This is a genomic window from Chryseobacterium sp. G0201 (assembly GCF_003815655.1).
GTDB lineage: Bacteria > Bacteroidota > Bacteroidia > Flavobacteriales > Weeksellaceae > Chryseobacterium.
The window spans coordinates 1,070,679-1,095,578 of record NZ_CP033917.1 but is presented as its reverse complement, the minus strand read 5'-3'; the positions used below and the strand labels follow the sequence as shown (position 1 = coordinate 1,095,578).

Sequence of the window (24,900 nt, the reverse complement as noted above, 5' to 3'; positions counted from 1 at the left end):
AAAAGCTAAAAGCTAAAAGCTAAAAGCTAAAAGCTAAAAGCTAAAAGCTAAAAGCTAAAAGCTAAAAGCAATCAAACCTTCCAACTCTTAAACCCTTAACTCTCCCGCTCTCTTTGTCATCCTGGAAGGATCTAAAACCTCTTTTTAAATTTATTTAAAAATCTGCTTTATCCGCTTAATCTGCGAGAGATCATTCTTATCAAACTTGATACCGTGTAGAAAAGCTATTTTTCTTGTCATCCTTATTTTTTACTAAATACTAAATACTTTTTTGTGTCATTGTGAGGAGCGAAGCTAGCCTGTATTGAGCCTGTTGAAGTAAAGCAATCCCTTTTATAGATGTTCGTTGCCTGTAGCAGTAAATAATCTTTCAATTAAAAAATATTAACAAACATCTGTGAAAATCCGTGTGATCTGTGGTAAATTAAAATTTCGCATAAGGCATGTATTAATTGATTATAATTTAAGATGTAAGCCCTATTCAATAGGAGTGGGCTTTAGCCTAACCTTAAATAAAAATCAATAGCTTCATGCTTATTCCGGATCCTGATGATTTTATCCTTCACACTTGTTGTCGTTTTCTATTTTTCTTTAGAATATTTTCCGGGTATATTTTTCAAATTATTTGAAAGCTTAAAAAGTTCCGGTTAATTATCCATCCTTATCAATTACATTTTCTATTCTACTTTCCCAGAATTAACCCTTTACTATCCTAATTCAAAAAAAAACACATTTTTATCTCCAACTTTAAAGCGCAAAAACCCAATATCCTTCCTGTTAATCCCAAAATCTTCTCCTCGAAAGACTCATATCCTCCCACTCTAAACCACTTCAGCCCTTCCGCCTACTGCCTTATCCTTAATTCCTCAGGCCTAATACCTCAAAAAAACAAGCATTAGTTTAAAATTATTCTTCCACGTTATCAATTACTTACCCTTAAATATGAACTAAAAGTAAATTTTATGTTAAATATATTTGGAATGGTGGGTAAGATTGGAGTACTTTTGCCCCACTGAAAACGATATGTTGGAAGTAGCGCAGAAGTAGGTAATAGAGTATGAATACTACGAAACGGATTAGAAATAAACTTTAAATTTTTAGTAAATAAAAGTTGTAAGGTTTAAAAAGATTTGTATCTTTGCAGTCCGGTAAAACGGGAGCAGAGGAGTAGAAGATTGGGATATTGAAAGATGAGATTAGGGTAAATTAAAAAACTTTAAATTAAATCAAAAATATCTTGGTCAATTAGAAATAAATAATTACTTTTGCACACGCAAATCTATACTGAAAACGACAGAAAATTAGGTATGGTAAAAAGCGGAAGATACAAGAAGATCATTGAAAAATAGATATAACAACCAAGTAAGGAAAAGACTAGAACGTTAATAACTTTGAGTGAGTCAGACAAACATACAATGGAGAGTTTGATCCTGGCTCAGGATGAACGCTAGCGGGAGGCCTAACACATGCAAGCCGAGCGGTAGAGATCTTTCGGGATCTTGAGAGCGGCGTACGGGTGCGGAACACGTGTGCAACCTGCCTTTATCTGGGGGATAGCCTTTCGAAAGGAAGATTAATACCCCATAATATATTAGATGGCATCATTTGATATTGAAAACTCCGGTGGATAGAGATGGGCACGCGCAAGATTAGATAGTTGGTGAGGTAACGGCTCACCAAGTCAATGATCTTTAGGGGGCCTGAGAGGGTGATCCCCCACACTGGTACTGAGACACGGACCAGACTCCTACGGGAGGCAGCAGTGAGGAATATTGGACAATGGGTGAGAGCCTGATCCAGCCATCCCGCGTGAAGGACGACGGCCCTATGGGTTGTAAACTTCTTTTGTATAGGGATAAACCTTTCCACGTGTGGAAAGCTGAAGGTACTATACGAATAAGCACCGGCTAACTCCGTGCCAGCAGCCGCGGTAATACGGAGGGTGCAAGCGTTATCCGGATTTATTGGGTTTAAAGGGTCCGTAGGCGGGCTCGTAAGTCAGTGGTGAAATCTCATAGCTTAACTATGAAACTGCCATTGATACTGCGAGCCTTGAGTAAGGTAGAGGTAGCTGGAATAAGTAGTGTAGCGGTGAAATGCATAGATATTACTTAGAACACCAATTGCGAAGGCAGGTTACCATGTCTTAACTGACGCTGATGGACGAAAGCGTGGGGAGCGAACAGGATTAGATACCCTGGTAGTCCACGCCGTAAACGATGCTAACTCGTTTTTGGGTTTTCGGATTCAGAGACTAAGCGAAAGTGATAAGTTAGCCACCTGGGGAGTACGTTCGCAAGAATGAAACTCAAAGGAATTGACGGGGGCCCGCACAAGCGGTGGATTATGTGGTTTAATTCGATGATACGCGAGGAACCTTACCAAGGCTTAAATGGGAATTGACAGGTTTAGAAATAGACTTTTCTTCGGACAATTTTCAAGGTGCTGCATGGTTGTCGTCAGCTCGTGCCGTGAGGTGTTAGGTTAAGTCCTGCAACGAGCGCAACCCCTGTCACTAGTTGCTAGCATTAAGTTGAGGACTCTAGTGAGACTGCCTACGCAAGTAGAGAGGAAGGTGGGGATGACGTCAAATCATCACGGCCCTTACGCCTTGGGCCACACACGTAATACAATGGCCGGTACAGAGGGCAGCTACACAGCGATGTGATGCAAATCTCGAAAGCCGGTCTCAGTTCGGATTGGAGTCTGCAACTCGACTCTATGAAGCTGGAATCGCTAGTAATCGCGCATCAGCCATGGCGCGGTGAATACGTTCCCGGGCCTTGTACACACCGCCCGTCAAGCCATGGAAGTCTGGGGTACCTGAAGTCGGTGACCGTAACAGGAGCTGCCTAGGGTAAAACAGGTAACTAGGGCTAAGTCGTAACAAGGTAGCCGTACCGGAAGGTGCGGCTGGAACATCTCATTTTAGAGCGTCTTTAGACGTTAAACAAAATTAAGGTACTTAAGTGTACCATGTACTTACTTAAAGGACGTTTTAGTTTTTTACTCGGTTGATTTATATTAAAAAAATACAAAACCCACTAGAAATTAGTATCAGGGAGAAAGAGATTTTAGAATTAGAAATTAGAAGTTAGTCGTTAGAAATTAGTCTAACATCTAAAATCTAGCCTCTAATATCTAAATAATGAAGTCTCGTAGCTCAGCTGGTTAGAGCGCTACACTGATAATGTAGAGGTCGGCAGTTCGAGCCTGCCCGAGACTACTAATTAAAATAGAGGTTAGAAATTAGAACTTAGAAGTTAGTTTTTTACTAATATCTAATTACTAACATCTAACATCTGACTAGAGGGGGAATTAGCTCAGCTGGCTAGAGCGCCTGCCTTGCACGCAGGAGGTCAAGGGTTCGACTCCCTTATTCTCCACAGTTTTGTGAGTCTGATTTAAAAGTACGATGAATAGAGCCAAAACAAATATTCATTTATCAGACAAGCAGAAAGACATTAAAGATCATTGACATTAACGGTAAAAATATCACAAAGAGAAAACCGAGCACTTGCGAGTGCTTGAGTAATTAATAAAATAGGAAAGAAATCGTTAAGGGCGTATGGCGGATGCCTAGGCTTTCAGAGGCGAAGAAGGACGCGGTAAGCTGCGAAAAGCTGCGGGGATCGGCACACACGAATTGATCCGCAGATGTCCGAATGGGGCAACCCGGCATGTTGAAGACATGTCACTCTAAATTTATTTAGAGAGCAAACCCGGAGAACTGAAACATCTAAGTACCCGGAGGAAAAGAAATCGAAGAGATTCCGTAAGTAGTGGCGAGCGAACGCGGATTAGCCCAAAAGTCTTTATATATTTAAAAGAATGTTCTGGAAAGAACAGCCATAGAGGGTGATAGCCCCGTATTTGAAAGGTATATTTTGATGATAAATGAGTAGGGCGGGACACGTGAAATCCTGTCTGAATATGGGGGGACCATCCTCCAAGGCTAAATACTCCTGAAAGACCGATAGTGAACAAGTACTGTGAAGGAAAGGTGAAAAGCACTTCGAATAGAAGGGTGAAATAGAACCTGAAACCGTACGCCTACAAGCGGTCGGAGCCCACATGTTGGGTGACGGCGTGCCTTTTGCATAATGAGCCTACGAGTTAATGTTACTAGCGAGGTTAAGGACTTCAGGTCCGGAGCCGGAGCGAAAGCGAGTCTGAATAGGGCGCTTAGTTAGTAGTATTAGACGCGAAACCTTGTGATCTACCCATGGGCAGGTTGAAGCTTTGGTAACACAAAGTGGAGGACCGAACCGGTTGACGTTGAAAAGTCTTCGGATGACCTGTGGGTAGGGGTGAAAGGCCAATCAAACTGGGAGATAGCTCGTACTCCCCGAAATGCATTTAGGTGCAGCGTCGTGTATAAGTTTATTAGAGGTAGAGCTACTGATTGGATGCGGGGGAGTCAAATCCTACCAATTCCTGACAAACTCCGAATGCTAATAAATGTTCCACGGCAGTGAGGGCGCGGGTGCTAAGGTCCGTGTCCGAGAGGGAAAGAACCCAGACCAACAGCTAAGGTCCCCAAATCTCTATTAAGTTGAAGCAACGCGGTTGGACTGCATTGACAGCTAGGATGTTGGCTTGGAAGCAGCCATTCATTTAAAGAGTGCGTAACAGCTCACTAGTCGAGCGGTCCGGCATGGATAATAATCGGGCATAAATAGAGTACCGAAGCTATGGATTTATAACCATTGGGTTATATCTGGTAGGGGAGCATTCTGTTTGCACAGAAGCAGTGGCGTGAGCCATTGTGGAGCGTACAGAAAAGAAAATGTAGGCATAAGTAACGATAAAGCGGGCGAGAAACCCGCTCACCGAAAGACTAAGGTTTCCTCAGCCATGCTAATCAGCTGAGGGTTAGTCGGGACCTAACGCGAACCCGAAAGGGGTAGTGGATGGACAATGGGTTAATATTCCCATACTTGCTCACACTAAAAAGGGGACGGAGTGCCGTACTTACTGGAGACTGACGGAATAGTCAAGACCTAGCCTTCGGGCGAAGTTGCTGTAAGGAAAGTGCTTCCAAGAAAAGCCGAAGTGAAGCAACCCGTACCAAAACCGACACAGGTAGTCGAGGAGAGAATCCTAAGGTGCTAGAGTGAATCATGGTTAAGGAACTAGGCAAAATAGTCTCGTAACTTCGGGAGAAGAGACGCCATCAGCAATGGTGGCCGCAGTAAAAAGGCCCAGGCGACTGTTTATCAAAAACACAGGACTCTGCTAAATCGAAAGATGCTGTATAGGGTCTGACACCTGCCCGGTGCTGGAAGGTTAAGGAAGGGCGTTAGCAGTAATGCGAAGCGTTTGACTGAAGCCCCAGTAAACGGCGGCCGTAACTATAACGGTCCTAAGGTAGCGAAATTCCTTGTCGGGTAAGTTCCGACCTGCACGAATGGTGTAACGATCTGGGCACTGTCTCAACCATGAGCTCTGTGAAATTGTAGTCTCGGTGAAGATGCCGAGTACCCGCAATGGGACGAAAAGACCCTGTGAACCTTTACTATAACTTCGTATTGACTTTGAGTAAGTAATGTGTAGGATAGGTGGGAGACTTTGAAGCAGGCACGCTAGTGTTTGTGGAGTCAACGTTGAAATACCACCCTTTACTTACTTGGAGCCTAACTTCTTTTAGAAGGACATTGCGTGGTGGGTAGTTTGACTGGGGTGGTCGCCTCCAAAAGAGTAACGGAGGCTTTCAAAGGTACCCTCAGCACGCTTGGTAACCGTGCGTAGAGTGTAATGGCATAAGGGTGCTTGACTGTGAGACCTACAAGTCGATCAGGTGCGAAAGCAGGACATAGTGATCCGGTGGTTCCGTATGGAAGGGCCATCGCTCATAGGATAAAAGGTACTCCGGGGATAACAGGCTAGTCTCCCCCAAGAGCTCACATCGACGGGGAGGTTCGGCACCTCGATGTCGGCTCGTCACATCCTGGGGCTGGAGAAGGTCCCAAGGGTTGGGCTGTTCGCCCATTAAAGTGGCACGCGAGCTGGGTTCAGAACGTCGTGAGACAGTTCGGTCTCTATCTATTGCGGGCGTTAGATGTTTGAGAGGGCTTGATTCTAGTACGAGAGGACCGAATTGAACAAACCTCTGGTGTATCAGTTGTTCCGCCAGGAGCACCGCTGAGTAGCTACGTTTGGAAGAGATAAGCACTGAAAGCATATAAGTGCGAAACTCGCCTCAAGATGAGACATCTTTTAAGGGTCGTTGGAGATGACGACGTTGATAGGCTACAGGTGTAAAGTTGGTAACAGCATAGCCGAGTAGTACTAATTACCCGTAGATTTATTGCCTATTGAAGGAATAAATATAATCATCAAATGAGTAATCATTAATATTACATTAAAAACCTATCTCAAGAGACTTGCAAGTGCAAGAAAGGTTTTGTCTTTGTGAGTGTTTTTATCGATTAAAATCAGGTAGCAGATGTTAGCTGTCAGAAAGCAGGTTTTCCCTGCAATCTATAACCATCAACCTGCAACCTTATATAACGCCTTTAGGGTGGTTTTAGCGGTGGGGCTCACCTGTTCCCATTCCGAACACAGAAGTTAAGCCCACCAGCGCCGATGGTACTGCGAAAGCGGGAGAGTAGGTCGCCGCCAGTTTTTATTTAAAACTCCTTCATCTATTGATGAAGGAGTTTTTTTATGCCCATACAATAAGGGATGAGACTTTTTTTGGTACATAACGCAAAGAAATCAATCATCACTCATCATTTATAAATGATCCGTATTTTTAATAGAATTAATCTTGTTATAACATTAATAGTAAATAATAAACTTACTTACTGCTACTACAAATTAAAAATCGAATACAATCAATTATGTGATAGTTTCATGCTGGATTAGTATGTGAGTATATATACCCAAGTCAATTAATTTTTAATTTATGATTGCAATGTTTTTAAGTAATACAAGCCAATGTTAAAAAATAATTCCTTTATAAAATCGAAATAATTAGTCAACATTTTAGATAAGTTTGATACTGACATCAATTTTTGGCATTTCTTTTTTTCTTTTTTTCCTAATTATTCTTTAGGATAAAACGTTTAAGCTTCTTCAGGTGTGTTTTTTATTATTCATTATCATTCATTTTCTTTTTAAAAATTTTCTTTATTTCTTTTTTTAAATTCATTTTCATTAATATATTCCTTTGTTTTTGTTTCTGCTGCGCTTAAAATTTAATATGACTTGTTTTAATATGTTAAAAAATATTAAAATATTATTATGTTTGTATCAAAGCACATAAATATGAAAAAAACAATATTTAAGATTGGAATACTCCAGTCTACATTATTTTGTCTTAATGGATTTTATGCCCAAGAAAAAGATTCTCTTAAAACATCAAAAATAGATGAAGTTGTAGTTACGGCATATGGTATAAAAAAAGAGAAAAAAGCTTTAGGATATGTTTACCAAGACATTAAAGGCTCTACAATGGTTGATGCAAGAGAGAATAATGTCACAAATGCATTAGTAGGTAAAGTTACCGGACTACAATTAGTAAAATCTAGTGCAGGACCAGCGTCATCTTCAAAAATTATTTTAAGAGGTTTTAATTCTTTAACTGGAGATAACCAGCCGTTAATTGTTATTGACGGGACACCAATGTCAAATTTTGTGGGAGCAGGAAATAATGATTTTTGGAATCCTGAGATGGACATGGGTAATGGATTAAGTGATCTTAATCCTGAAGATATTGAGAATATTACCGTTTTAAAAGGAGGTGCAGCATCCGCATTATATGGATCCAGAGCCGGTAATGGTGTAATAATGATTACAACTAAAACAGGTAGAAAAGGTAAAGGGGCAGGAATAACATATTCAAATACCCTAAGTGTACAAACTCTTTTTATGGTTCCTCAGTTGCAAAAACAATTTTCACAAGGGACAGCTGGGAATTATGTTAAAGATGGTAGTGCGAGTTGGGGGGAATCAATAATAGGGCAAACTGTACAGGATTGGGAAGGTAGGGATATAAAATTACGTTCTTATGATAACTATAAAACATTTTTTAAACCAGGAATATCTAATAATAATACATTAACATTTCAACAGGCGATTGGAGAAAACACAACTATATTTTCTTCTGCTAGTTATTTAAATGATGGCGGAATGATTCCTGAAACAAAATATGAAAGATTTAATGCCGCAACCCATGTCACTTCAAAGTTTGGCCGTAACAACAGATGGTTTACAGATGTAAAAATTCAGTATATAAATTCATTTGCAAAAAATAGACCTGTTGGCGGGCAAAACTCTCAAAATTACTATGGAACTATATTAACTCTACCTTCAACGATTAATATTGCTGATTTTAGAGAAGGAATGGATGTATTGGGTATAAAACAGCGGTGGTATATTCCGGGTGGCGATAATCCTTATTGGAATGTATATAATAGACTAAATCAGGATGCTAGAAATAGATTTCTTGTTACCGGAAATGTAAAATATAATTTTACGGACTGGGCTAATATAGATTTGAAGGTTGGTTCTGATATGTATAATACTAAAGGGGAACAGAGAACATATACCGGAGGAAATGCAGTAAACTTATATTCTACCTCGTTTAATAGATCTATTGAAAACAATTATATCGGTAGCTTAAATTTTAAAAAAGATAATTTGTTTGGAAAATGGGGAGGAGCTTTTTCTGTTTTCGGACAAGTAATGACAAATAATTTTAATTCCAATTCAATTTCTGCCGTTTTGGATGTGCCTAATTATTTTAGTGTTCAGAATGCAATTAATAATCAGCCTACAGTTTCAGAAGTAAGAAGAAAACAACAAATTAATTCTGCTTTTGCAACAATGGATATTAACTATGATGGCTTTTGGTTTATTAATGGAACTTTTAGAAATGACTGGACATCTACATTGATTGAAAAAAATAGATCTTTTTCTTATTCATCCGTAAGTTCTTCATTAATATTAACGGATATGTTCAAAAAGCTTTGGGATAAAGATCTATTTGGAAAGTTTATCACGTTTGCAAAAATTAGAGCTTCATACGCAGAAACAGGAAATTCCTTACCTCCTTATCAATTGTATAACAGCTATAGTATTGGACATGATCCGAACGGAAATATTACAAGTAGTAATTTGGGAGATGTATTGTTTAATTCTAACGTAGTTAGTGAAAATTTAAAAACTTATGAAGCTGGGCTTAATCTGCGTTTTTTCGACAGGGTAGATTTAGATGTAAACTACTACGATACACATGCTAAAAATCAACTTATTGACTTACCAATGAATCCTTTATCAGGGTATAATTATAAAAAAATTAATGCAGGTGATATAGGAAATAAAGGAATTGAAATTATGTTGAATACAGATATCATTAAAAAACAAAATTTCCTATGGAATATGAATGTTAATTTCTCTAAAAATGAGAATAAAATAAATTCACTCTATGACGATATTGAAATCTATGATATACAACGTCCTCCTTTTGATAAATTACGTTTTGTGGCTTATGTTGGGCAACGATATGGAGTAATACTGGGAACTAAATACACTAGGGTTGAAGATCCCAACAGCCCTTATTTTGGACAGAGAGTATTGGATAGCGAAGGACTTCCTACCTCAAATGGAAATCAATATATTTTAGGAGACCAAACTCCTAGAGCATTATTAGGAATTACAAATGGATTCACTATCAAAAATTTTAATTTCTCTTTTCAGATAGACGGTCGCTTTGGAGGTCAGTTTTATTCTGGAACAATGCGTGCATTAAAGGGATCAGGGCTGGCAAAAGAAACGGTTGTGAATGGTGGTAGAGAATCATTTGTAGCAGATGGAGTTATTGCAAATGGAAATGGAAGCTATACTCCAAATACTATTGCTGTTACTCCGGAAAACTATTGGTCAGCAGTTTCTAGTAGAAGCAGTAATTTAGGAATACATGAGGATAATATTTATGATGCTACAAATATTAGAATTAGAAATGTACAATTAACCTATATTTTCCCTAAATCATTATTTATTAATTCAGCATTTCAAAGTGCAAGAATCTCATTATCTGTAAATAATGTTTGGATGCTTTATAGTAAAATAAAAGGAATCGATCCGGAATCAGCATCTGCTGTAAGTTCCAATGCAACAGGGTATGAAAACTTATCATTCCCTACATCAAGAAACTTTGTATTTAATCTAACTGTTGGATTCTAAAACGTTATCAAAATGAAAAAAAATACTATAAAAATTACTCTATTCACTTTATTAGCTACACTTTCAATTAATAGCTGTGATAGATTCGAGGATATTAATAAAGACCCTGATGCTGCTACTTCCGAACAGATTTTGCCGGAATATTTTCTAACTTCTTCTATTTTAGGAGCTCAAATGAATCCTGAAGTAGCAGAAAGAACATTCGTTCTTTATTGGAAAACAGCTGGAAGACAACATTATCAAACATTTATTGCAGGCGGAAATTATGATGATGGATATACAACCAACTATTGGGGATATATTTCGGGATGGCTTAATAATGCTAATAAAGCAATCCAAATTGGAAATGAAAAAAAATTAAATGGTACAGCCTCAAATTATAACGAAAATATAATCCAAATATCAAGAATATGGCGTGCTTATTTAATGAGTGAATTGTCCGATAATTTCGGTCCAATACCCAATGAAGCTTTCCAAGGTGTAAATCCTGAATTTAATTCTCAAAAAGATTTTTATTACTATATTTTATCAGAATTAAAAGATGCTGTTGCTAAAATAGATCCAAGCATAACAGGTATAAGTGACAAAACTAAAGCTGGAGATCTAGCCTATCAAATGGATTGGAATAAATGGGTGAAATACGGCAACTCGCTAAGAATGAGATTAGCAATGAGATTATCTGAAGTTGATCCTTCAAAAGCTAAAACAGAATTTGAAGATGCTGTATCTTCCAATAAATTTATATCTAATGCTGATGAAAATTTTGCTGTTGCCGAAAAAGATGGCTGGAATGATTTGACAGGAGTGATGTCCAGACCTTGGAATCAGCAAATAATCTCAGCCACGCTCAATAATTTGTATCTTGGTTTAGGAGGTGTGCCATCACAAAATCAATTGTCATCGGATTTGCAGGCTTACATTAAACCTGATGGGTACATCGGTAAAAAGTTTTCAAGCCAATATCCTCAAAAAACGAATGATCCTTCAACAGGTTATTTCTTAGATGGCTTACCTAACAAAATAGATCCAAGAGCATATAAAACTTTTTTTATTCCTGGAAATACTACAAGTCCTATATTTCCGCAAGGATATGCGCTTTCAGATGCAGCTATGATGAGAGATATGAGATATTCTGACGGATCAAAAGTTACCGTTAATACTAAATATACATGGAATGCTTATACAATTGGAAACTGGGGAACTGCCCTATCATTAAATGATGTAAGAGGATCAGCCAATTATACGCCGAGTATAGGACAGCAATATAGAAGCAGTACTAACAAAAGAGTGTTTTTCGGAAGTTGGGAAAGCTATCTTTTAATTGCTGAAGCTAATTTAAGAGGATGGATTACACCTATGTCAGATGAAGCAGCATACAATAAAGGTGTTCAGGAAAGTTTATCTTATAACGGAGTTGGACAATATTATTCTGCTTACATCTCTTCAACAGATTATAATAGAGATGGTACATCTGCAAGCTATTCTCATACAACAGAACTAGGAGCTTCACACGTAATGAATTATATTGATGGTAAAACAAACGTAGCTGGAACTGTTACAATTAATTATCCTTCAAATACAATTTATAAAGGTGGAAATATCAGAAATGATAAATTAACTAAAATTATTACTCAAAAATTCATAGCTAATACTCCATGGTTACCGCTTGAAACATGGAGTGATCAAAGAAGATTGGGCTTACCTTTCTTTGAAAATCCTGCGGTTGAAACCCCATTGCCGAATTTGCCGAATTTAAATTCTTCCAACTTTATGACAAATTCAGTAAAAAATTTCCCACAAAGATTACCTTATCCAAGCTCCTTCAGAAACTCGGATCCCAACGGTTATACTAAGGCTGTCCAATTGTTAGGAGGAGCAGACGAAATTCTTACCCCGCTTTGGTGGGCAAAACATTAAACCTACTAGTTTATTTATGTTATCCTCCTTTCAGTGTTTTTTTGAAGGGAGGTACTTTTTTATTTAAAGAGCACTGATGGTAAAAACTACTCTGCTGTTATACGTAGTTGCTGGGATTGTTACAGATACACCACTCAATTGTAATTGTATCGGAATATTAGAATAGGAAGCAAGTGCCAGGACAGCATTAATTCTGAATAATTCAACATCAGTCAAAGTCAGAATCTGATAGGCTGTGCCTCCGGTTAAGCTACATGCTAAACAGGTCGTTGTTCCATTTCCTGTTCTTTTAATATTTAAAATCAGAGAATTATGCCATGTCGGATTAGCAGCATAATGCACTGAAACTTTTCCGCTTCCTAATAATAATGGGACACTGGTTGCTAATAAGATTTGATTGGTTGCACTTTCGTATGTTCCGGAATAATTATTTCCTGCTTCAGTAATAGAAGGTATGGTGGGTGTCCAGTTGGTACCGCCAACAGTTATCGTTCTCTGCGCTTTAATAAAAACACTGAATGTTATTAAAATTAAAATAAATAAAAGTCTTTCAGTTGAATGTAGGTCTTTTAGAAAAATATATTTGCTTAATTTCATTTCTTTTAATTTTATTCAGTAATTGTATACGTAATTACAACTGGAGTATTTGTACGGGCAGATAAATTAGCATACGTATTCTGGGTCAATGAGATTGTCAATCGGTGACCATTATTGGCTCCGTTTCCTGTGAAAGCTCCACCAATTCCATTTATGATTGTGGTAGAAGCTGTTGTAAGAGTAACCAAACCTGATGGCGTTCCAAAAGTTCCACCACCTGCTCCGGCGGCCGTTGCTGCCTGTACTTTTATATCAACTCCGGGAATAGTTTGATTAACGGAGGCTGTAATTCTTCTTGTAAGACCTGCCGGCGCAATTGCTGATGTGTAATTGATCCATTTGGTTGTGTTGGCTGCAGGATTTACGATGGATCTTCCCGCTTCTGTTGGAGCAGCAAAACTTAGGTTGATATTTCCTGTTGGTTCTATGTCTAATAATGTTACGATAGGTAAGGTCACAGCAATTGTTTTGTTTCCTGTGGTTTGTGATAATGCTTTGTAGGATAAAATAAAGCAAATCATGATTAATATGTTTTTAATAAGTCTCATTTTCGCTTTTTTATTTCATTATATCCTACTTTTATGGAGTCTTGCTGGTATTTAATTTCTATCTGCTGTTTTACGATGTTGATGGTTATATTTTTGGTTTCAGAAGGCTTTAATGTAAAATGAAAAGTATCCATTGATATTTTGTAGCGTTTATCCAATCCGTTTCTGAAAATTTTCACGATCCAATCTCCGGGACGTAAATAAGTAAAATCAAATTTTTCACCCATAACAGCAATTTTCCGATATGTCTGCTTGCCATCGGAAGCTTCAATAATGATATTGTTTTTTCGCTTTTTCTCTTTTTTAAGTTGAAATTGTGCAAAACTCGGCTGATCTTTTTCTTCAACTTCTGTAAGTTGGATGTTGCCCTGGATGGTAGAAGCTGTCGTTAATCCGAAATTAAAAATATTTTCTTTATTAATTAATACTAAAGATGCAGGGAAATTAACATCAGGAATGTCATTAATTTCAGTTGTTGATCTGTCTATCTCAAGAAAATAATCTCCGGGAATAATATTTTTAAAGGTGAAATTTCCATTTTTATCGGTGATTGATAGATGCTTTCCAAGCATTAATCTTATTCCTTCTGTTTTTTTAACGCCAAGATTATTTACATTTCCGGATAAGGATGTATATTCTGCGATTTTTTGTATCGGAACATTCATGCGTAACGTGTAACGCAATGAAAAAATAAAATCTTTATCGCCAAGTTGACCGCGCTGTAAAGTATAACGACCGGAAAGGTCTAATTCATGATTAGGGAAAATCTGTTGATGAAAAAGGAGTTCAAAGAGATTTCTGTCGTTAAAATATTCTTCGGGAAGATAATTATTTTGATAGAATAAACTGAAATAAGATTTATCAGAATATCGGCTGATAACGCGTGCTCCGTAATAAACCTGTTTCTGGTTTTGCATTTGGTAGCGAGATGTTACCGCATAACTTCCATATAAATTAAAAGATGTTTTAAATTTTTCAAAGCTTAGATTAGCCGTATAAAAACGTGAATTTCCACTAAAATCTGTCAGATAATTATTCGTTTTTCCAAATTGTCCTTCCAGATTAAGTTGAAAAATACCAATCTGCTGATCAATGCTTACTTTAAAAAATCGTTCAAAATAATCAAATTCTTTTGGTTCTAATCTATCTTCATATCTTTGAGAACCGTTGTAAATTATAACATTTCCAGCTTTCATATACCTGTAACCCAAGCCATATTGAAGAAATTTTCTGTAAGGTGCGGCCAGTAGCAACGTATCTCTCTGAAAGTTTCGGGCATCCTGTACATAATTGGCAAAAACATTGAATTTATCAGAAATCCGATACTGCAGATTTCCGTTAAATGTACTTGTATTGGTAAAATATCCAGCAAATTGTGGACTCGCTTTCATGTACATGATATTTCCATTCAGCTTTTGAAAATTACTCTGAGCCTGGATCATATAAGCATTTCCTTCAGTTTTATCTGTTTTACTGTAAGCGACTTCTCCCAAAATATCGATCTTTTTTAAAACTTTAAATTTTCCTGTCATATACGGGAGATGCGCATTAGAATCCAGTTTCATATTATTAAAACTATAGCTGGCTTCATTACGCGGGATTTTATAAAGATATCCTGCCGTAATTTCGGTCTCTTTATTAAACCTGAATTTCGAATAAATATTAAATTCATCTTTAATATCACGAAAAAATCTTGGATGATTATAAAAACCTCCAAAACTAAGTTTTTCAAAATCATAACGAAGCTCGGCGCCACGACCATATCTGGCAAATTCAGTTAAAAATGATGATGAATACATTTTATCACCAAGATGAGCATAGAAATTATCCCGTCTATAATTCACAAAATATTCTTCATATTGAGTAAAAGAATTAAACTCAACCGGATTTTTTGTCACCGCATGGAATTCTAATAATCCTTTATTTTCTTTATCTAAACTGCCTTTTCCGTACAATTCACCCTGAAAGCCATCATTGTAAACTCCTCTGTTTTGCATTCCGACAAAAGATAACGATGCAGAAACAGGAAAACGATGGTAAATATCATCTTCGGAGGGCTTTATTGAGATAATTTTTACACTTGTATAAGCTGTCTGATTTTCATTTAAATTAAAAGCTGATCTAGCAGTAAGGTTTATATTTTGGTATTCACTTTTACCGAGTTCGGGATCTGTATTTTTTGTAATGGTAATTACTTTTGTTTCGCCAGGCGGCAAAACTATCGAATAGCCCTGATCAATACTGGTGTTTTTGCTTTCTAATATAAGATTTTCGGTTACATTTCCTCCATTTTTTAGTAGAAATGAGGCTTTAATGGTTTCTCCCGCTCGTACAAATTCGGGAGTGTCTAATGCTGTGACCGAGAGGTTTCGGTTAGCGGAAACAGTTATTTCTTCGGTTTTGATGAATTTACTATCGTCATTTTGATCGGTTCCATATAATGTCACAGTATATTTTCCTTGTGGAGTTTCTGTTGCGATCCTTAAAGGAACGATGTAAGAAGTACTTTCATTTCCTGAAATTTTAAATTCTCCTTTCGTTAAAATCGGACTGATATTCGGGCTGGAAGTTTTAATTTCAATAGTATAATTTTTTTTCTCAGAAGTATTGTTTTCTATAGTAAATGAAATAGACGTAGCCGTTCCCGGCAGTAGACTATCTTTTTTGTTGACAAAATCGTTTGGTTGTTTTTGAGCAAAAATTAGTACTGGGAATAGTATGGTAATGTATAGAACCCAATTTTTAATCATTTTTTACTTCTAGTTCCACATTCAGTGCAAAAGCGTTTTCGTCCTCGTCAGTTGCTATTATTACAGAATTGTATTTGTCTGGCGGGATTTTGCTGATATCAATGTGAAATGATTTGGAGGTTGTAGGTAATAATCCCATTGCCTGACTAGAAAAATTTCCAATTTTCTGTCCGTTCTTACGGTTGTATATTTCAATAACAGCCGTTGGTTTGCAATAAAGTTCTCCCGTGTTGGCTATTGCGATCTTTAATATCTGTCTTCCTTCTTCTTTATCAATTTTTACACTTTCAAATTGTAAGTTTGGTTTTGCCTTTTCAGCATCATAATCGGTGATGATTTGAACAGCATATCTTATGACAGATGTGATATTTACTCCATCTTTATTGTCTGTCGGTTTGATGTCTTCTACTGGTTCTACAATAATGACGCTCCAATAACTTCCGGGTTTAGTGACATTGTTAGGTACCGTTATTTCATAGTAGACCTCGGTCTTTTCTCTTGCTTTTAAAGTTATTAAGTTGGTATTAAGTTTTATCCAGTTCGTATTTGTCTTGATATTGGTATTGGGAGCTGAATAATTGATAGAGCCATCTGCCTTATAAGTGAAATCCTGCAAAAATATTTTTACATTTTGTGGCGTATTATCAGTGTTTTCTATGGCTATTTTTCCTTTATAAACCTGTCCGCTTTCTACTTTATAATTGTGGGTAAGACCATTAATAACCACAATACTTGCTTGTGATAAACCAAATTGTAAGATGAAAAAAAGGAAAAAGAAAATGCGCTTTATCATTATGTATGTAAAGTTTAGGGTTGAAAAAAGACAATAAAAAACTAAGAAGAAACAGACATGCGATTTCTTCTAGTTATAATTTTAAAGTTGAGATACTAGTTGTCCGAAATAGTATAAGTCACCGTTGCAACAGCTGTTGCAGTTGCTTCTAAATCCGCATAGGCGGCTATTCCGCCAGGTCCACTTCCTGCAGCTAATGCATAGGTAAGATTATGACCGTTATTGGCACCATCTCCTGTATAAGCACTACCGATTCCTGAAACAATGGTTTGGTCTGCAGCACTCAAAGTTAACTGAGCAGAGGGTGTTCCTAATGTACCTCCGCCTGCACCTGTAGCGGCAGCAGCGGTAACTTGGATGTCTATTCCGGGAATAACTGCATTTACTTTTACAGAAACGTTACGGGTAGCATCAGCAACAGATTTAATAGATGAATAATTCAACCAAAGTGTATTGTTTGTAGTAGCAGCTGTAATGGGTAATCCGGCTTCTGTAGGAGCTGTAAAGCCTAAAGTAATGTTTTTTGTAGCGGCAGGTTCAATATCTACCAATGCTACTTCCGGGATGGTAATAGAGATTGTGTGATTGTCTGTGTTTGTATCTTGTGCGTTAAGATTAGCAGACACAGCAAATGCAACTAGAGACATTGCAATTGAAAATTTAATTTTTTTCATGGTATTTAAAGTTTGGTACTGTGAAGTTAATAAAATTCAACAAAGTATGAAATATTTTTATGATATTTTTTATATGCTTATTTATTCACTATCAATATCTTGTTATCCATTTTTATTGTTGAATTTTTTAGAAATTTATTAAATAATCTGTATTTAATTTATGATTGTAGTCAATCAAAAAAAAGTCTCACACAAAATTGTATAAGACTTTTTTAGCATAAATTCTGTTTTAAATTAAGCCCAATGCGGATCTGAAATAGAGGTTTTTCCGGTTTCTATTCGTCCTGCAAAATGCCAGATGCTATCATCCAAATTAATCTTCAGATCATACCAGCCTTTAGTTTTATTTAAATTGATCCTTATTTCTTCTATCATACCTAATGAGATTTTAGTTTTCTTCTTTTCATAAAGATCTTCTAACTCAATACTGACACTTTTGCTTTCTTTTTTATTCTTTTCAATAAGTAATACAACCTCATTTTTAGAAGGGTTATTGATCAACGAAATTTTTAGTTTAGGATCATTTTCTCCTTTAAATTTTCTGTAAAAACCATTTGGTCCAAAAACTTCATGATCATATTTTTCTTCATTTATAGAATGTGACAATTCCTGTTTTGAATATAATGCATAAGAAAAATGGAAGTTATCATGATCAAACTGTGTTCTGTCATAGATCAACAAAGGAACCGCTGTTTCTTTTAAATTGGTCATTTTAATTTTCCCTTTATCTAAATTTACATGATAATCATAAGGAAGTGGATTGGATGGTTTTGTTCCTTTCTCCTGAATGTCCAATAAATTATCATTCAACTCGTTTTCAGAATACCATTTTAAATTCGGGACAGGTTTATTCTTCGCAGCGTTGATGGTCTTTGTGTAATCTTTTTGATTTAAATAATCCATCTGTGGAGCTTTCACATTAGATGAATTAAAAGCGGAAGTCAGATCTCCGCAAATCGCTCTTCTCCAATCGCTAATGTTATGAACTGTAACATCTTTTTTATATTTTTTCTGAATGAATTTTTCTAAAAACTGTAACACAGAAGTATGATCCGAAACTTCAGAATTTACAAAACCACCCTTCGTCCAGGGTGACGCAATGATCATCGGGACTCTGTATCCTAAACCAACCGTTCCTTCAATTCTTTCATGATCTTTTAGCTTTTGAGTCAACATATATTCCTGATTTTTGCTGACATATTCTGCACCTTCTTTTCCATTCATATCAACAGGTTGGCTAGGATTCATGGGTGGGGCAAAAGGCAAAACATGATCAAAATAACCATCGTTTTCATCATAATTAATAATGAAAATTGTTTTTTTCCAGGTTTCAGGATCTTTGGTTAAAATATTCAAGACTTCAGAAATATACCACGCTCCGTACCAAGGCGAACCGGGATGATCAGAAAAATGCTCGGGAGCAACCAGCCATGAAACCAACGGCAATTTTTTCTCCTCAACATCTTTTCGGAACTGAAATAATACGTCACTTTTCGGAACTACCAATTTTTCTCCATTTTCATCCGTGCCTATTTCCAGATCCCAATATTCGGGATCATTTGAGTTGATAGTGAATGCTTTTTCGTGAAGATTTTTTTCGTATTGAGAAAGGTTGGCAAAATTTTCAGGTTTATATTTTTCAAGATCTTCATTAAGTTCGGTAATCATTCCTTCAAATCTTTCTTTCTGATTTGGATTTTTCTCAATTTCCTGTTTTAAATAAGAAATAATATTCGGAATATTTTTATAATATCCTTTTGAAAATTTTACATTGAAGTTGGAGAACCATTCAATCGGGTTGTCTGTGAAATTACTCAGCCAAGCTTCCTGTTCGCCCGACATTCCTTTTGGAAGACTTATTTCGTTTTGATATATTTTCCATGAAACATTATTTTCCTCTAAAATTTCAGGAAAGCTTTTCCAACGGGCTTGTTTAGCTTTTTCGTAATCAATATTTTCATTAAAAACATTGGCTTTTGCTTTGCCAGTTTGTTGTTCTCTTAACGTTCCGGACCAATGGAAAAGTCGGTTTGGTGTAGTTCCCGTGAGTGATGAACAGAAATATTGATCAAAAATAGTAAATGCATCCGCCAATTGATAATAAAACGGAAGGTCTTCACGATTATAATATCCTAACGTCAACGGAATTTCTTTGTAATCTTTATTTCCTGATGATTTTGCCTGAAGCCATTGATCGTATTTTCCTTTATTCAAAGCTTTTTGCTGATTGTCCCAAGAGTGCGGAAGGGAGCTCATCCAGGTAGATTTTGTATTTCTAAGATCTAAACGGGCGGGTGAAGCATATTTTCCTGCATCATTTTTTTGAAAGAATGCCGAATGTCCATCTGGTTTGATGAAAGTTCTTTTATCTAAAAAACCTCTCACTCCTTTCAAAGCTCCGAAAGCGTGATCAAAGGAACGGTTTTCCTGCATTAAGATTACAACATGTTCTGCGTCATAAAAAGTAGACAGGGCAGCGGGTTCAATTGTTAGTGCTTTTAAAATAGCAGGATGCAAAATGCTTGAAGTTCCCAATCCGGCTAATAAAAGACTTGATTTTTCTAAAAATTCTCTTCTGTTCATATTCAATCGTAATAAGAAAGGAACCACAAGATAATAGATTTTCCTGTGATTTCTTTTTTGATATTAAAAAATAGTTAGATTTTTACTGTAACCACCAAGGTTTAGAATTGATGTTGTCATTTCCTCCATATTGTGATGTTAGTGCAGCCTTCAGATTGGTACTGTTATAATTATATTCAGATTGTGGATATCTGAATCTGAAAGGTGCTGAAACTCCCGTTTGTAAAGGGTAATTTGGAAATCCTGTTCTCAGATAATCGTAATAAGAAGTCCATTGTGATTGATGAAACATCGTCATATATTTCTGAGTCATGATCTTTTCCAACTGAGTTTGCAGCGGAGCGGTATCGTTGTAACCAACTAAAGAAGTCGTCAAATATTGATTCACATCAAAACCTGCAAAATACTGATTCGGATTTTTTACATAGGTCTGATAAAAATTAAAACTAGCTTTAATTGCATTATCATAATGCGTTTTTGCCGATCCCGAAATCCATCCTCTCGCGGTAGCCTCTGCTAAAATAAACTCTAATTCCGGATAACTTAAAACCGATGAAGGCTCATTCGTAGCATCTTTATAAAATCTGTCGTTTACTTTAGAAATATTTTTTGCTGTAACCAAAGCCGCATTATCAGAATAAGGGGAAGTTGGATTTCCACCGTTATATGCTGTGAAATCGGTGATTGCTTTTCCTGCTTCTTTCGCCCCTGTAGTCTGCGCTGCAAAAGTAAACAAACGCGGATCTTGTCTGGCTTTAAACAGATTGATAAAATAATCTGCCATATACAAACTCGAACCGTAACCACTGTTATTGAACATCGTGTATCTGCTGTCTGCAGCATCTGCAAATTTCAATTCTCCATTTTCAGAAATTGAAGTCATTAAAGGCTGAGTTCCTGCGATGGAAGCAAATTCCGTTGCAATATTATAAGTTCCTAATGTCATTTTTTTAGACATTGTAATTAAGATTTTCAAACGGAAAGAATTAATCAGTTTTTTCCATTTTGTGGCATCTCCGTTGTAGATGATGTCACCTTCAATTTTATCATTGGAATTAATGAGATCGTTGGCTTCTTTTAATTCAGATAAAATTCCGGACATCACCGTTTCCTGAGTATCGTATTTTGGTTGTGTGATGCCAGATTCTCCTTTTAAAGCCTCAGAATAAGGGATGCTTCCGAATTTTAAACTTAAATTAAAAAAATAATAGGCTCTGTAAAATTTACCGATCGCCTGATAGTTTTTATTGTTGATCTTTTCGGCTTCCTGCATCATTTTAGCAGTGTTCAAAAGCCCTGAAGAGTAAGTGTCGAACGAAGCATCGTTCCATTTCATGTATTGATAAGTATTTTCTCCGTCTGTACCAATCATCATTCTTGAAGCGTACATATTGTCGCCATTCACCTGAAAAGCAGATTTTGAAACGTATGTTAAAAGGAATTTAGGATCAATACTCGCCTGATCGTTCGGATTTTCGTTGATTGTGTCAAGATTGGTTTCGCAAGACGTCAATGCAAATAATCCTACGATAAATAATGCTTTTATAATATTTTTCATGTTGATTGAAATGCTTTTTAATTAAAATTTAAGATTAAATCCTACTCCGAACCATCTGCTTGACGGATCCTGAATATCATTACCTGTTTTGATCTGGAAATCCGGATCAGAGTACAAATTTTTAGATTTTTTCCACATTGCAAGATTGTAGGCAGAAATATTGGCTGTGAAACCTTTTACCATACCTTTTGGATTAAGAAGATATGAGAAGTCATATTCCAGAACTACAGATCTTAATTTCACAAAAGTTCTGTCGAAAACATTAGCAAATAATTCGCTTTCATCTTCTGTTACCCTAGCCTGATATGGATAATTCTGTGCCCAATCCTGGAAGCTGATTGCTTTGGTGTGCGGAGTATAAGTTCCTGTTGCGGCATTATAATTTACACCATCCGGAACGAAATAATACGTTCCCGGATTCGCATATTCCTGGTCTCTGTAAGCTGTAGAGTTCGGATGTTTTCCACCCCACCACATTTTTTCGACTACCTGAGATCTCATCACACCACCTATACTTCCATCGATCCCGATGTTTAAAGTGAATTTTTTATATTTAAATGTATTGTTAAAACCAAACGTCCAATCCGGATTGAAATGTCCTAAGTTAGTAGGAGTTGTAGCTCTTGTCGGCATTCCTGTTTCTGCATCCAAAATGACTTTTCCGTCCGGAGATTTTTGCCATGTGATGTCATAATAACTGTCCATTCTTTCACCAAGCTTGATGTTATTGTAATTTGGCATATCTCCATAAATGGAAGTTAATTTTTGTTCATACTTACTCCAGTTGATCAAAGATTTCCAAGTGAAATTGGCGGTTTTAATCGGAACTAATCCTAATGAAATTTCAACACCTTTTGTGGTATATTCATTTCCATTGACGTATTGCGAAGTGAAACCTGATGACTGCGCACTCGGGAACTGAAGGATATTATTATAATCCAATGTTCTGAAATACGTTGCGTCTAATGTAATTCTGTTATTGAATAAGCCTGCGCTTAATCCTAATTCATAAGATTTTGTCTGTTCAGGTTTTAAAGAATTTTCATAATTCAGCGTTGTCGGATAATAATAAGTAGGATTTCCGTTGTAGGTAACACCGCTATTATTCAAGTAATAATTTCGAATTGAATAAGGCTGAAAATCGTACGCTACTTTTGCCCATGAAGCTGATAATTTTAGTAAATTAATAGATTCCGGCATTTTAACTAAATTCGAAATCACTGCACTTAATGAAGCAGACGGATAGAAATATGATCTATTAGCTTTCGGTAAGGTTGAAGACCAGTCATTACGCCCTGAAACGTTGATGAAAAAAGCATTATACAAACCAACGTCGATCGTAGAATAGACACTGTAAATTAATTTTTCCTTTAAATAATCGTAATATTTTACAGAACCTATAGAGTTGTCTAACGTATATTGTTCAGGTACTTTCAAACCGTCTGTTGAAGCGTTGTCAACATCGTTTTTATAATAAAAAGTAGAACCTCCGGCATTGATCGTGAAATCAAAATTGTCTGAAATTTTCTTTTTATAAGTTGCTAAAACATCAGAGTTGAGATTCCAGGTTTTCGTATCGTTCAAAATATAACCGCCACTTCTCGGTGCGCTGTAATTGAAATAAGAATACGGACTTAAAATTTCCTGCTTGTTATGGTTCTCAACAAGAGATATTTTCCCTTTTACGGAGAAATCCTGTGTGGCTTTATACTCTAAACCGGTCTGTGCATTGATAACATCAGTTCTGTTTTTATTTTTGTAGTATTCGGCTCCGAACCAAGGGTTGTTGTACCAAGCGTAGTTCCAATTTGCCTGGGCAGTTCCCTCTTTTCCGGGAATCCACATATGGTTTTTAAGATCTCTTCCGTCTACATCGCCACCCATCCAGATCAGGATTGTGTACATGTGACCACTCGGATTGTAGTCGTAATTCGGAATGTTTGGAGTAAAGGTCTGTGTAAAATTAAACTTTGTGTCAAAAATTAATTTGTCTCCCAAATGATTTTCTGAAGAAAAATTAATTCCATAACGTTGCAGATAAGCTTCCGGAACTCTGTCATCATAATTCATGAAATTCCCGGAAAGCCTGTAGGTATCTTTATTATTTTTATAGCTTACGGAAAAACTGTTATTGTTAATAACCGCAGGTTTTAAGAAAGTAGAAAGATTATCATGATATTCCCAATCGATCGGAACTCTTTCATATCTTGATTTATCATTGTACTGAGTTCCGGTCACTGCTCCATACCACGGAATTGTTTGTCCGGTTACTTTATCTCGGATCGGACTGTTCCATTGTGCGATTTTAGTTCCGGGAACGAATTTTGGACCCCAGATCATATCTCCGTCATTCACCCCGCCGTCAGCGCCGTCCCAGAATTCATATTGTCCGTGAGAACCATTTCCGTATTCTGTCTGAGTTTTTGGAAGATTGGTAAATCCGCCTGTAACCATTGTATTTTGAGAAAACTCAACGGTGAAGCCTTTCTTTTTAGCACTTTTTGTTGTGATTAAAACCGCCCCGTATCTTCCTCTAGAACCGTATAATGCAGATGCAGGAGCGCCTTTCAGAACATTGATATTTTCAATATTATTGGGATCTAAATTCTGAAAAACTCCTTTTTCAACAATTACTCCATCAATAACAAAAACTAAATTGGAATTTCCTCTTAACGTAAATTCCGGAGCCTGCTGCATTCCTGTTGGGTTCGAAACATTCAATCCGGCAACCTGCCCTGAAAACAGATTTCCAATGCTTGGTGTTGTAATAGATTCAAATTGTTTTGTCCCGACTTCCTGAGTGGAATAACCAATTTTTTCTTTCTTTTTCGCAATACCCAGAGCGGTAATTACAACGCCTTCAATTTGTTTTTCACTTACCTTTTTTAAGACAACAGAATAATTTCTTTTAGAAGAAACCTCAATGGAGTAACTTGAAAATTCCGGAGAATAAAATTCAAGAATATCTTTAGGATTGGCTGTGATGGTAAAATTACCGTTTTGATCTGTCGTTACAGATTTTCCTGAGTTTTTGTCGGTGATATTTACACCTGAAATTGTAGAACCATTTTCGGATTTTACATTTCCGGAAATGTTGATCTCTTGGGCAGTTAAATAAAGGGGGAGTAAAAAAATCGCAAAAGTAGCTAAAGTCTTCTTCATTTTTTTTGAGAGCAAATTTAGCGGTACACTGTTACTTAAATCTTAATCCTGCATTAAGATAAAAATACGATTTCAATAAGAGACAATGGAAAAATTAACGAAAGGATAAAGCGGAAAAAGCTATTTA

10 protein-coding genes, 2 tRNA genes and 3 rRNA genes are annotated in these 24,900 nt (G+C 36.6%); 7 read left to right on the top strand and 8 right to left on the bottom strand.

Features of this window, described 5'->3' with window-relative positions:
• Positions 1 to 1,412 precede the first annotated feature (1,412 nt).
• The 7 genes from EG348_RS04850 to EG348_RS04820 all read left to right on the top strand — a co-directional run bounded on the left by EG348_RS04850 (position 1,413) and on the right by EG348_RS04820 (position 12,108).
• Positions 1,413 to 2,929: ribosomal RNA gene (locus tag EG348_RS04850) — 16S ribosomal RNA — on the top strand.
• A gap of 223 nt (positions 2,930 to 3,152) precedes the next feature.
• Positions 3,153 to 3,226 (top strand) — tRNA-Ile (locus EG348_RS04845).
• Positions 3,227 to 3,312: 86 nt separating this feature from the next.
• Positions 3,313 to 3,386: transfer RNA gene (locus EG348_RS04840), tRNA-Ala, on the top strand.
• Positions 3,387 to 3,548: 162 nt separating this feature from the next.
• A 23S ribosomal RNA gene (locus EG348_RS04835) occupies positions 3,549 to 6,315 on the top strand.
• Positions 6,316 to 6,519: 204 nt separating this feature from the next.
• Positions 6,520 to 6,627, top strand: a 5S ribosomal RNA gene (rrf, locus tag EG348_RS04830).
• Together the 16S, 23S and 5S rRNA genes with 2 tRNA genes alongside form the textbook arrangement of a ribosomal RNA operon.
• 645 nt (positions 6,628 to 7,272) lie before the next feature.
• Positions 7,273 to 10,191 (top strand): SusC/RagA family TonB-linked outer membrane protein, encoded by a 2,919-nt coding sequence (locus EG348_RS04825; protein WP_123981159.1) that lies wholly within the window; start codon positions 7,273 to 7,275, stop codon positions 10,189 to 10,191.
• Between the two features lie 12 nt (positions 10,192 to 10,203).
• Positions 10,204 to 12,108, top strand: a complete 1,905-nt coding sequence (locus EG348_RS04820; RefSeq protein WP_123981157.1) for a SusD/RagB family nutrient-binding outer membrane lipoprotein — start codon at positions 10,204 to 10,206, stop codon at positions 12,106 to 12,108.
• Positions 12,109 to 12,171: 63 nt separating this feature from the next.
• On the opposite strand, the gene EG348_RS04815 is transcribed toward EG348_RS04820, so the two are convergent.
• From EG348_RS04815 to EG348_RS04780, 8 genes are all read right to left on the bottom strand, one after another.
• Entirely contained in the window at positions 12,172 to 12,705 is a 534-nt protein-coding gene (locus tag EG348_RS04815) for a hypothetical protein (RefSeq protein WP_185145497.1), read from the bottom strand.
• An 11-nt stretch (positions 12,706 to 12,716) separates the two neighbouring features.
• Positions 12,717 to 13,226 carry a hypothetical protein gene (locus EG348_RS04810; RefSeq protein WP_228414834.1) on the bottom strand — a complete coding sequence of 170 codons (510 nt, stop codon included), beginning with the start codon at positions 13,224 to 13,226 and terminating at the stop codon, positions 12,717 to 12,719.
• A 23-nt stretch (positions 13,227 to 13,249) separates the two neighbouring features.
• The gene (locus EG348_RS04805) at positions 13,250 to 16,003 is read right to left on the bottom strand and encodes a hypothetical protein (RefSeq protein ID WP_123981153.1); all 2,754 of its coding nucleotides are present in this window, start codon (positions 16,001 to 16,003) and stop codon (positions 13,250 to 13,252) included.
• A complete protein-coding gene (locus EG348_RS04800; protein WP_123981151.1) occupies positions 15,996 to 16,796 on the bottom strand; it encodes a WxL protein host-binding domain-containing protein in 801 nt (266 codons plus the stop codon). Before EG348_RS04800 ends, EG348_RS04805 begins: the two co-directional genes overlap by 8 nt.
• A 95-nt stretch (positions 16,797 to 16,891) precedes the next feature.
• A complete protein-coding gene (locus EG348_RS04795) occupies positions 16,892 to 17,470 on the bottom strand; it encodes a hypothetical protein (protein WP_123981149.1) in 579 nt (192 codons plus the stop codon).
• Positions 17,471 to 17,704: 234 nt separating this feature from the next.
• Positions 17,705 to 20,053 (bottom strand): phosphocholine-specific phospholipase C, encoded by a 2,349-nt coding sequence (locus tag EG348_RS04790; protein ID WP_123981147.1) that lies wholly within the window; start codon positions 20,051 to 20,053, stop codon positions 17,705 to 17,707.
• 82 nt (positions 20,054 to 20,135) lie between these two features.
• Positions 20,136 to 21,611, bottom strand: a complete 1,476-nt coding sequence (locus tag EG348_RS04785; protein ID WP_123981145.1) for a SusD/RagB family nutrient-binding outer membrane lipoprotein — start codon at positions 21,609 to 21,611, stop codon at positions 20,136 to 20,138.
• 21 nt (positions 21,612 to 21,632) lie between these two features.
• On the bottom strand, positions 21,633 to 24,773 hold the full coding sequence (locus tag EG348_RS04780) for a SusC/RagA family TonB-linked outer membrane protein (RefSeq protein WP_123981143.1): 3,141 nt from the start codon (positions 24,771 to 24,773) through the stop codon (positions 21,633 to 21,635).
• Between the last annotated feature and the right edge of the window lie 127 nt (positions 24,774 to 24,900).